We start from the raw sequence: 11,852 nt of genomic DNA, 5'->3' as shown, positions 1-11,852 counted from the left end.
ACAGCCTTTCAAAATAAGAAGTTGAGCTCATTTTAGCACCAGTATATAAAATTCGCAATGTATATTATAATTTTACAATATAGAATCTTCAGTGTACAATATCCTCAACCTATCCTAACGAAAAGGAATACAACCAATGAATGATATTTCGCAAGAAACGATACGCTACCCCGCATCACGCATCTTAGATGTTGCTAAAGCACTTTCTGGAGATGTCAGAGTCCGTATTCTTGAAGCCCTTGGTGACAAGCCCATGAGTGTCAGTCAATTGGCCGAGACACTTGGCGTAGCTCAACCAACAATTTCAATCAATGTACAGACCCTTGAGCAAGTTAACTTAATCTCATCTACACAGGGTGCAAATCGCGAGAAAATTTGTGCGGTCACCTGCCGATCCATCCATCTCGATCTTCCTTCGAAGCTAGGCGATGGTCTGCATCAAACGGAAGAAATACATATGCCCATCGGGATGTTCTCCCACTGTTCTATTCAACCCTCTTGTGGTATGGCTGGAAAAGACGGCGGAGTCATCGGTTCTCAGGATGATCCACGGGTATTCTACATGCCGGAACGAGTTGATGCATCTCTCTTATGGTTCGCTGACTCTGGCTATGTCGAATACTATTTTGCCAATCCACTACCCCCTGGTGTCGAGCTTGATGAGATTCGGATTTCGGCTGAGGTTTGTTCTGAAGCACCTGCATTTCGGGAAGATTGGGCAAGTGACATCACATTAACTATAAATGACCTACATGTCGGTACTTGGACTTGTCCATCAGATTTCGGTAACCGGAAAGGAAAGTTAACACCCGAACGATGGAAGGGTGGTACAGAATATGGAATGCTGACAGAGTGGAGTATCTCAGAACAGGGTAGCAAAATAAATGGAACTGCTTCTTCCCCTACTACAATTAGCTCACTGAAGCTGGCATTTAATGAGCCCATTCGAGTACGATTTGAGATTCGCGAGGATGCCCTCAATAGACGAGGACTTAATCTATTCGGAAGTGGTTTCGGAGACTACTCACAGGATATTATCCTGTCGTTTGTGCGTCGTTCAGTATCGGGTACATGATAACACGTAAGAATTGCACACCTGAAACCAGAGTAGATCGAAAGCTTCAGATGTGCCAGTGGACATTGTTTTCTTTACACACCAATTACTTACGCTTATCTTCAGCTTTTTTGATATTCTCAGCCACTCTAAACTTCACGATCTTACTAATTAATTCATAGGGCATCGGCTGATTAAGAGGGAATTGAATGGATCCTTTTGCTCCTTTATAGACTGATAATTCTTCTTTGAAAGCGTCAATACCATTAGGCGTTGGATAAAATCCAATATGATTTTTGAAAGCTGCAAAATGCACTAGATTTCCGTGCAGTGTAAAAGTAGGCATCTGATAGCTAATCTTTTCAATCGCATCAGGTGCCGTTTCTTTTATTACTTTTCTTATTGTACTAAGGATTTCCTGAATCTCAGATGGAAACTTGGAAATATAGTCATCGATCGATTCATACGTGATTTTAGCCTCCACAATAAGTCCCCTCTCTGTTTCAAGTTCATATTTAACTTTGATGAAGTGCTGCCAATGCCTCGTCTTCTGTACTCTTGAACAATATTTTATTCCCCTGATTACATTCGTAAATAAAATCATTCAGACTTTTACTATTATAGCCAGTAAATTCTCCCACAATAGCAACTCGCATCTGATAGTTTGTATACTTTTGAAGAATCTCTCCGGCAAGGCCCGTCTTTAACTCAAAAAAATCATCTGTGATTTGCTCTTTTCTTAGAATCATTTTATCGCATTCTTGATATCTCACGTTTGCCATTAGATCGAGCGCATCATTTACATTATTAATTACAATACCTTCGCTGGAAATCAAAGCTACTGTTGAATTGTCTTTACGGTTTAATGTGATTTGCATTCTAAATTGCTCCTTTTTCAATAAGAAATTCTTTTACGTTGTGGTTTCCTTGTTGGATAGCTATAGCTAATACTGATTCACCACCTTCAATTTTAGCATGGATGTCAGCTCCGTGTTCGATTAACAAGCGTATCAGCTCCACATTATCCGAATGAAAAGCTGCAGAATGCAAGGCAGTGTGCCCATCGCTATCAAAAATATGTGTCTGAGCACCCTTGTTCAACAGCAGTTGGATAACACCCATATTCCGCTCCCCAGCAATTGCAGCATGAAGTGCAGTATTAGAAGGAATGAAATTAATCTTGGAATGGGATACTGCATCAACCTCAGCACCATGGTCTATCAATACCTGCACCGCTGCTTCTTTACCGAAATGTGCTGCATATCCCAAAGGTGTAAGGCCCTCGTTATTTTCCGTATTTACAAGAGCCGGATGGAATTCTAAAATTTCTGTTAGCCGTGCAGCATCGCCATGTTGTGCCGACTGAAAAACTTCATTAATACTTTGCCGTAGTTCCATTAGATTTCGCCTCTTTTCAATTGATGAAGAAATGATTTAGCTTATTTTTTCTGGATAGTGAAGCCATTCTCCTGCTAACAAGAAGAAACGACGTTGTCGTCTTTTAAAGACGATAACCATTTCTCGTAAAATAACAAACATATAAAAACAATACAAATTTATTGTAAATCAATAAATTAAATGCTAAAATCATGAAGTCATTAAATAAGTGAGGTGTTTTAAATGAATGTTAAACGAGGTTCAACCACTTTCTTAAAAGTAATTATTTTTCTGGTTGGAATTGCAGTGCTTGCTTTGTGTATCTGGTTGCCTGAGATAGCGGTAAGAGATGCTAGAGTACATCCAGATACGGCTTACTTCCTGATTCCCTTTTTAGTATGTGCTTACGGATTCTGTATTGCGTTTTCTGTTGCGCTGTACCAAGCATATAAACTATTAAACAACATCGAAAAGAACAATGCTTTCTCTGAATTATCCCTTAACTCTTTGAAGATTATAAAGAAATGTGCTTTTACAGTCATTTTCCTCATTTTGTTAGGACTAGTAAGCTTAAGGGTGCTTGCTAAAGTTACAGATAGTGATGATCCAGCGGGTCCTACATCATTATGTCTAATGGGTCTTTTAGCAACAAGTATCATCGCAGCCATTGTGGACGCACTTCAAAAGCCATTAAAAAATGCCCCAGATATAAAGCCAAAAAATGTATGATTAGCAGTCAAATATCAACATTAGAATTTAATATAGCCAAAAGAAAAGAGTATTCATTCGAAGGTTATCGAATGAATACTCTATCTTTTCAATGTATATTGTGAGCCAATTTTTAAATTAAATCAGACTTTTGAAGAAGCCGCTTAACGATCGCTGCAACCTCAGCTCTGGTCATATCATCCTTGGGAGCAAGTACATTACTGCTTCGTCCCATGATTACGCCTGCCTGCAAGCAGTCAGCAATTGCGCTAATCGCCCAGTCAGATGCTTTTCCGGCATCGGTATATGGGTTCAAGAATCCTTCAACGGATTGATTAGGAAGGTTAGCCTTTAGCGCTGTAATTTTCATCGCTTTGGCGATAATTAGCATCGCTTGTTCACGGGTAATTTGGTCATCAGGGCGGAACATGCCATCTTCAAAACCATTGATTAATTGATATGCATATGCAGTATTGATCGCACTGTTATACCAATCCGTAGTTTTAACATCCGAAAATGGTGTTGCTGCTTGACTCAATCCTAGTCCGAGACCGCGAACGACAATCGCCGCAAACTCTGCGCGGGTAATCGCTTGATCAGGTGTAAATTGACCATTGCCAGTCCCTTCGATAACTAAACGGGAACCCATATCATTCACTGCATCTTTTGCCCAGTGATTAGCAACATCACTGAATTCAAGTGGATGCCAGATTACAGAGTAAGTGCCGCCACTAAGGCTGTTGATTGTAGCAAAATATTTGCCTTCAATGACTATCACTTTAGTAGGTACATGATGCACTGAGCCATCAGCATCAATATACACTCCGGTTGTAATCTTCTTCGGGTCCATCCCCTCCGGAATAGCAATCGTACGTTTCACATACGTATTGAATTGAGAAAGTTCAATACTCTTATCTCCGTACATGCCTCTAGCAGTAAAGTTTACTGGTGCGCCGACTAATGAAAATGATCCGTTTTGTGCAGCAGCTCCTAATGCCTTAACTTGATCGGCAGTTGGTGCGCTGATTTCAATCTGTATTTTAATATCTTGTAAAGCTACAGACTTACCAATCTGCGCGGATAAGGCCTCAATATCAATCTGCCCAGCAGGCAGTGTAAATGTCGCATTTCCCGTTCTGATTTCAAGTAAAGCTTGATTTCCCTGCATATTTTTAACCATTTGTCCGTTTAGTTCGCCAACGATAACATCAGATTTACTAGTGGCAGTGATAGAAACCACCGCACCTTTACCTTCAGCGGCGAGCTTGTCTTCCAGCTTCTTCTGGTCTAAAGCAATGGTGGTTAGCGTTTGATCATTCCGTTTACCATTCGTCGCAGTTCCCACGGTTTCCGCTTTACCATTGATTAAAATGGAAGCATCATTTGCCACAGGTGCCGGCGTTGCTGATTGAGTTGGTTGAGAAGGAACATCAACACTGGATGGAGCGCTCGGGATGACTGTATTAGATTCAGCAGATGATTCGCTAAAGCCAGCCTTATTGATGGCCTGTACCGTGAAGGTGTAGCTTGTACCATTCGTAAGACCACTGATTGTAAGCGGACTTCCATTACCCGTAACCGTCAGCCCTCCCGGATGAGCCGTTACAATATATCCTGTGATTTCACTTCCACCATCGTTTACCGGCGGTGTAAAGGTGATGATCGCTTGACCATTTTCTGCAGTTGCAGTTACGGATGTTGGAATACCCGGTGCTGTAATTGGCTTAGCAGGAGCCTTCACAGTAACGGTTGTTGAAGCTTTATAACTTCCATCTTTCGTTGTAACTGTAATGATGGCTGTTCCCTCACCAACTGGAGTTACTTCTCCATTCACAACCTTGGCTACAGTCTCATCGCTGGAGCTCCAGATCAGGTCTGGATCTGTTGCATTTGCAGGCTCTATTGTCGCTTTTAGTATTCCCACAGTTTCACCAGCTGTTAAATCGAGCGTCTCCTGATCTAGCCTCACCCCAGTTACATTCACAACTGGTGGAATTGGTTCACTTACATGTACTGTTGTTGAAGCAGTAAAACTTCCATCTTTAGTCGTAACCGTAATGGTGGCTGTTCCAACACCAACCGGGGTTACTACTCCGTAAACAACCTTAGCTACTGTTTCATCACTGGAGCTCCAGATTACCCCTTTATTGGTTGCATCGGCAGGTGCGACTGTCGCTTGTAGCGTTTTATCACCTTCTCCAACTGTTAAATCAAGTGTTGGCTGGTCTAAGGTTACTCCGGTTACTATAACAATTGGTGGCTTAGGTGCTGCCACATTCACAGTTGTTGAAGCCTTAAAACTTCCATCCTTAGTCGTTACAGTAATAATTGCTATACCCTCACCAACTGGTGTAACCACTCCATCCACGACTGTTGCAACAGTTTCATCGCTGGAGCTCCAGATCACATCTGTATCTGTCGCATTTGCAGGTTCTATTGTCGCCTTTAGTAAGGCATCTGCTTCACCAGCAGTTAAGTCGAGCGTCTCCTGATCAAGCTTCACTCCGGTTACGTTCACAATTGGAGCACTCACAGTTACGGTGGATGTCGCAGTATAACTTCCGTCTGTTGTTGTTGCTGTTATCGTTGCCGTTCCAACGCCAACTGGGGTGACCACTCCATTCACAACTGTCGCCACAGTTGCATCACTGGAGCTCCAGATCACGGTTTTGTTCGTGGCATTAGCAGGTTCTATTACAGCATTTAGTGTATCTCCTGCTTCTCCCTCTGTTAAACTAAGTGATGTTTTATTCAAAGTCACTCCAGTTACGAGGACATCTCCCACATCGTTTACCTGCACATTGAAGGTGTATAAACTACTTAAAATGCCATCATTTACAGTAACAGTAATCACACTGTTTCCGTAGGCATTCTTCGCTGGTGTTATTTCTAACGTCCGCACATCCCCACTTCCACTTACTTTCAGTCCATTATTCGGAATTAGGGAAGTATTAGAAGATGTAGCTGATACATTTAGGTCATCCCCATCCACATCAATGACCTTAAAGGAGCGTGATACAGATTTATTTTTTTCCGTTGTAGTACTTCCCATGAAGCCTGTGTCCTGCTTCCAGCTAGCACCAGTGATTGAACCGTTCTTAGCTGAACCAGCCGGTGTATTGACAGCGATAATACCATCATTGCTATTCGAAAATTTATAGTTCAAAGCCAGATTAGGCTCTGATCCATTCAAATCGACGTTCATTTCGCGAACAATTTCGCTCTGGGTTTTAGCTTTACTCCAAAACCTTACGTCTCTCATCCCACCGCTGTAATCTCCGTCCTGTCTCCAGGTGCTTTTACCAAGCCAGTTGTTCGGACGTGCCATATTTCCAACTGTACTTAAATCCATAGCCCCTTCTGCCTTAAGAACACCGTCCCAATAAATACGCCCCTTCTTCTGACTGTGATCGTAAACAATCGAGACATGTACCCACTTGGAGATCGGGAAATCGTCTGTGACATTAATATCTCCTTTATTGGTGTAAGCGATGAAATGCATTTTTTTGCCGTTAAAGCCCACAAAAATATTGTGGTTCTGCTCTGCGATTGAAGATTCGAAGAATCTCATCCAGGTATTAAAACCATTGACTTTTAAATTACCTTCAATTGTAAAAGAATTCTTGTATAACAGTTGATCTGGGAACGTCACATAATCCCCATTGCCGTCAAAACTAAGATAGTCCCCACCATTCAGTTCTGTCAGATAAGGTGCGTCGTTCACTGGATTTACTGTAATTGTGGCGGTACCTGGATCTGAGCTGAAAGCTGCAACTGTGGTATTCGCATTTTTTTGATAATTTTGATACCCTGTTACTGTAGTGTCCCATAGCTTAAAGTCAATGGAAGCTGTTCCGTTCCAGTCTTTAGCGGGGACAAAACGAATTTTCTCCGATTTCAGCAGCAGAAAAGCTTTAGTGTTCGACACCGGCTCGATATTATACCAGATGTTTCCCAATGTGTTGTAATATTGCCAGGCCCCATTGGTATTATCTAAAGAAACCACAGCAATCCCTGTTGTCGCTGGATCGGTTACCTTTCCTGACAAAAGACTGGAAACAACAACGCCTGCGTTGGAAGTATCGTCTTCATTGATGGACGGTATCACAGCTGGGCTATTCACGATCCAACCAAAGTCCGATTTTGCACTCACTATTTGAGTGTGGATCGGCCCCACACCTTGCACCACAACTCCAGTGGCTAACGAAATACTAATGCCTATTTTCATAAATGATGGCTTCAAACTCTTTTTCCCCCTCTAGCTTAAATCATGTCATCATTTCGACAATAATCGAGAGTATTATACAAAATTATGATAAACGAAAAATAAACAAAAAAAGAACCTTCGAATTCTAATCGATTCGTCGGTTCTCTTTTTCTTTATACTAGTTCATCATCTTCTTAATCAGAGCTTTGAGCTTAGGATCAGGTGAAGTTCCAAGCTCCTGTTGAAGGGTCTCTTCCAATTGCCCATATCGCCGATAAGCTTCATTCATACGCCCTAGTTCAATATACAAATGAATGATTTCCTGATGGATATCTTCTCTCAAGGGATCCAATTTCAAGATTCTCTCAAAGTAATGCAGCGATTGTTGACGCTCGTTCTGCTCCATATGAAATCTAGCAGCTAGTTCCAGCAGTCCAATAAAATCCTGTTCAAGTCGGCGTGTCTTCCCACTAGCCCAATCGTATGCTTTACCTTTGAGAAAGGACCCCGTATACAATGTTTCTACTTGATTGAACCATTCAGAATCTTTTTTCGAGACCTGCCTAATTTGCTTCAGCTGTCGCTTAAACTCATACAAATCACAATAAATACTGCGTTCCTCTATACTAATTTCGGTTCTGCTGGCTTTAATAAAGCTAGTTCCGATTGCTTTTCGAATATAGTATAGGGTTGAGTTCAGATTCTTCAACGCTTTATCAGGCTCCAGCCCGCTCCATAAGGTATCGATAATTTCATCTCGGCTAACCGTCCCTTTACTAATCAAAAAGGCAAACAATTCTTCGGTTTTTGGGCTCCTTAGCTTGATGGGCTCTCTGTCTTGCGTACGGCGGTATATCTTTAGTCCATTAAATAAGAGAACTTCTATGACGGGCTGAACCGTCACACCTCTATTCATTTTTTTGATCTTATCCAAAGTTTTAGTTAAACGCTTTGCAGTTACAGGCTTCAGCAAATAATCCACAGCACTCAGTTCGAAGGCTTGCAGTGCGTATTCGTCATACCCTGTAACAAAAACCACATTAATCGATTCATCTAGTTCATGCAAAAGGGTGGAAAGCTTCATTCCATTTGTGTCAGGCATAGAAATGTCCAAAAAAGCTACATCAATCGAATTCCCCTTCACAAATTCATAGGCTTCCGTCGGATCCAGAAAAGTATCGTATACTTCAATCTCTCCACTCTGAGATAATATCCTTTTTAAGCGCTTTACCGATAATTCTTCATCATCCACGATAATGGCTCGCAGCATACTTCAACCTCCTATCCGCTTCATGTGTTGTTTGGGGATATCAAAAGAAACCCGTGTGCCTTTTCCTTCAACACTTTGAATACGAATGTTCTTTCCATAGAGAAGTTTGATGCGTTGACTAATATTCCAAAGCCCTACGCCTCTTTTATCTACATCTGATTTCATGATTTCCTCCAGCTTGTGCTCACTCATTCCGCGTCCATTATCTTCTACAACAAAGCTGACTACAGAAGGATCCGACTCTTTCACAGATATAGTTACCTTACCTCCCCGTAAATTGGACATCAGTCCATGTCTTATAGCATTTTCTACTAATGGTTGTAGGATAAGTGGGGGAATCCGGCTATCCGTATTTGCGGTTATATCATATTCCACTTGTAATCTAGCACCAAAGCGCACTTTTTCAATATTAATATATGCTTTAACTAGCTCTAGCTCACCCTCCAAGGTAGTTAACGAATCCAACTGTTTGAAATCAAAGCTGCTTCTCAAATACTGTGACAGCTCCAGCGTTAATTCTTCCGCCTGCTCAGGTTCTTCCACACATAATGCAGCAATTGAATTCAGGGCATTGTACAAGAAATGCGGTTTGATCTGAGAACGTAAAAAGGCAATTTCGGCATCTTTAGCTTTCTTCACAGAAGCTCTCAATCGGGTCAGGCTTTTCACACGCGCCATTAATTCTTCCGCTTCAAACGGCTTCCCCACATAATCATTTGCCCCATTATCCATGGACATTTTCATATCGTTAACTCTATTCTTCGCCGTTAGCATTAACACAGGCAGCTCAAAGGGTGTGAATCTCTCTCTAATCCTTTGCAGAACCTCATAGCCAGAAATATCCGGCATTGTAATGTCCAGTACAACGAGAAAGAAGTCTGAATTCTTCGATAACTCATCAAGTGCCAGCTGCCCGCGGTTCACAACAACAATGGAATATCCCTCAAGCTTGAACAAGTTGATCATAGATTGCAGGTTGGCAAAATCATCGTCCACGACCAAAATCGGCTCATTGATTTTACCTTTGATATATATAGGATACTCCTGGCGCGGAAAGAAAACTTCTCTATAAGGAAGCGTCTTATCCACGATTGGACCCGTGACTTGATTAGATGTTCGATCCCATCGTGAAATAGTAAATATAAAGACCGAACCTTTACCTGCAACAGAGTCCACTCTAATGTTCCCGCCATGTAACTCAACCAGCTTCTTGGTAATGCTTAGTCCGAGACCTGTCCCACCATGACTGTGAATTTCAGCTTCGTCCACTTGCTCAAAGGCCATAAAAATACGTTTCTGCATATCCGGTGCAATTCCGATTCCCGAGTCTGCCACACGGACCTCAACCCATTCATGAGTAAATCTGGCACTAATATTTATTTCACCCTGCTCCGTGAATTTAATCGCATTATCTACCAAGTTGTGCAAAATCTGAATCAAACGGTTGCCATCTGCATGTACAGGTGGAAACTCTGGAGCAACATTGTTTACGAGAAAGATCGACTTTTCTCCGAGCAGAAACGAATGTATACCGATAACAGAATCAACAACAGCTTTCAGATCTAGGGTGCTTTTATATAAGGTGATATCTCCATGCTTCATTTTGGAATAATCGAGTAATTCGTTTACCATATAAGTTAATCTTCTTCCACTTCCCATTACGATCGCTAGATTCTGCGCTTGCCTTTCGGTAACTGGACCTTCAACCCCATTAAGTAGTGTAGCAGTAATGTTCACTATGGCATTTAGTGGTGTCTTCAGCTCATGAGAGGTATTGGAGAGAAATTCGTCCTTAATTTTGTCCAGACCGATCAGTTGGTTTTTCATTTCATCTATCGTATGATAAGCCTCGAAAAAACGGAGAACAATCAGAACGATCATAATGATATTAAAGGCTACAATGTAAAACTGTCCTAGCCAAAGGTTTTCTTTCATCGAAAGAGCAAACAAAATGATGTCTATCGAGTACAGATTGATAGCAAGAATCGCCAAGAACAGCAGCAACGATTTGATTCGATTTACTTCTGGACTTCTGATATACAAGATAGCCACTCTAAACAACATCCAAATTAACATCAATTCATATACAATGATCACATAGGTAGAGAAAAGCGTGTAAGTACGAATAGGCAGGATTGCTACCAATATTATAAAGCTGCCTAGTATAATCGTTACGACTTGCGTAAGTTTTAAAGAGATTATGCTTTTGTGCATTTGGTAGAAAAATATAGCCAGAACAATAAAACACGATATGGAGCTAATATCCTTCACTTTGTATAACACAATGAACGAAAGGTTTGGGAAAAACAGTAACAGCGAACGTTCTCCAATCAAGCCATGATAGATCGCAAGCAGTAAACAAATAATAGCAAATACAAGTAAGGAGTAATCCTTCTTACGGTATAAAGCAGCCGCTACAAAGCAGATGACAAAAATAAGTGATAATGTTCCCAATATTGCAACTGTACTAAATTCACGAGCCGTACTCTTCTGCTGGTTCTCCAGCATAGCGGCTTCCTCGCCAAAAGTAAGAGATACCGGAATACCTGCATTTACATATTCATAGTTAGAAACTTGAATGATAATCTCTACATCACCTTTTTCAGACGAAAAAAGCCCAATCTGCGGAATATTCCCCGACTGGTAATCGGCAGTACTCATAGTGGGGTTTCCATCCTTAATGAGTAAATGCCCATTCACATAAATCGCACTCGAAAAGCGGATATTCGTTTTTTTCAAAGCGAATACACCGTTTACAGGTAAGTTTTTCAGCACCATCCGATAAGTAGCAGAACCGAATGCAGGTAAAGGTTGTCCATCAACCACTTTGCCATTCCATCGTGAGGGGACCTCCAGAAATGCTGTAGGAGCAGGTTTGTCTGTGCTCGATTCTATAAAATGCTCAGGCATTAGCAGCTGGTTCCAATAAAATTCCCACTCACCATCTAACTTGATGATCTTTTGTTGCCCATAATCCCAAGTTGAAAGATCCATGCTCCCCTTCTGAACTTGCAGATAATTCTCATGTTGATCATTATCTATAAAAATGGATAGTGGGATTGTTGCTAATGAGATGAAAGCAATTAAATAAATAAGTAACGTCCTTTTGAGCATCGTAGGCCCCTTTTCTATGGTGATGTTAAGCTGCGCAAACGCTTGGGGCATCGTGCAACACTTGGATTATATAGGATAGATAACGATAGATAATTCTATAAAATTTTCTGTTTTCCTTCATG

8 protein-coding genes are annotated in these 11,852 nt (G+C 41.3%); 2 read left to right on the top strand and 6 right to left on the bottom strand.

Going from position 1 to position 11,852, the window contains the following annotated elements; translation table 11 throughout:
* Positions 1-136: 136 nt before the first annotated feature.
* Complete coding sequence (locus tag NSQ29_RS09580) at positions 137-1,075, top strand: ArsR/SmtB family transcription factor (RefSeq protein ID WP_042189014.1); 939 nt, start codon at positions 137-139, stop codon at positions 1,073-1,075.
* Between the two features lie 85 nt (positions 1,076-1,160).
* Here NSQ29_RS09580 and NSQ29_RS09575 read toward each other — a convergent pair whose 3' ends face one another.
* From NSQ29_RS09575 to NSQ29_RS09565, 3 genes are read right to left on the bottom strand one after another with little or no spacing between them, the layout of a single operon-like run.
* Entirely contained in the window at positions 1,161-1,541 is a 381-nt protein-coding gene (locus tag NSQ29_RS09575; RefSeq protein ID WP_042194061.1) for an iron chaperone, read from the bottom strand.
* 28 nt (positions 1,542-1,569) lie between these two features.
* On the bottom strand, positions 1,570-1,932 hold the full coding sequence (locus tag NSQ29_RS09570) for a DUF4180 domain-containing protein (protein ID WP_076283444.1): 363 nt from the start codon (positions 1,930-1,932) through the stop codon (positions 1,570-1,572).
* A 1-nt stretch (position 1,933) separates the two neighbouring features.
* Positions 1,934-2,452: an ankyrin repeat domain-containing protein gene (locus NSQ29_RS09565; RefSeq protein WP_341124902.1), complete on the bottom strand. Its 519-nt coding sequence runs from the start codon at positions 2,450-2,452 to the stop codon at positions 1,934-1,936.
* A 222-nt stretch (positions 2,453-2,674) separates the two neighbouring features.
* Between NSQ29_RS09565 and NSQ29_RS09560 the strand changes: the two genes are divergently transcribed.
* A complete protein-coding gene (locus NSQ29_RS09560; RefSeq protein ID WP_341124901.1) occupies positions 2,675-3,160 on the top strand; it encodes a DUF2975 domain-containing protein in 486 nt (161 codons plus the stop codon).
* A gap of 112 nt (positions 3,161-3,272) precedes the next feature.
* Here NSQ29_RS09560 and NSQ29_RS09555 read toward each other — a convergent pair whose 3' ends face one another.
* The 3 genes from NSQ29_RS09555 to NSQ29_RS09545 form a co-directional block, all read right to left on the bottom strand.
* The gene (locus tag NSQ29_RS09555; RefSeq protein WP_341124900.1) at positions 3,273-7,382 is read right to left on the bottom strand and encodes an S-layer homology domain-containing protein; all 4,110 of its coding nucleotides are present in this window, start codon (positions 7,380-7,382) and stop codon (positions 3,273-3,275) included.
* Positions 7,383-7,524: 142 nt separating this feature from the next.
* Positions 7,525-8,616, bottom strand: a complete 1,092-nt coding sequence (locus tag NSQ29_RS09550; RefSeq protein ID WP_341124899.1) for a response regulator — start codon at positions 8,614-8,616, stop codon at positions 7,525-7,527.
* A 3-nt stretch (positions 8,617-8,619) separates the two neighbouring features.
* Positions 8,620-11,730: a hybrid sensor histidine kinase/response regulator gene (locus tag NSQ29_RS09545; RefSeq protein WP_341124898.1), complete on the bottom strand. Its 3,111-nt coding sequence runs from the start codon at positions 11,728-11,730 to the stop codon at positions 8,620-8,622.
* Positions 11,731-11,852 lie beyond the last annotated feature (122 nt).

It is taken from the genome of Paenibacillus sp. FSL F4-0236, from assembly GCF_038000135.1.
In the GTDB taxonomy this organism is placed as follows: domain Bacteria; phylum Bacillota; class Bacilli; order Paenibacillales; family Paenibacillaceae; genus Paenibacillus_AQ.
Note: the sequence above shows the minus strand (reverse complement) of the source record. Positions and strands in the feature narration are given on the sequence as shown.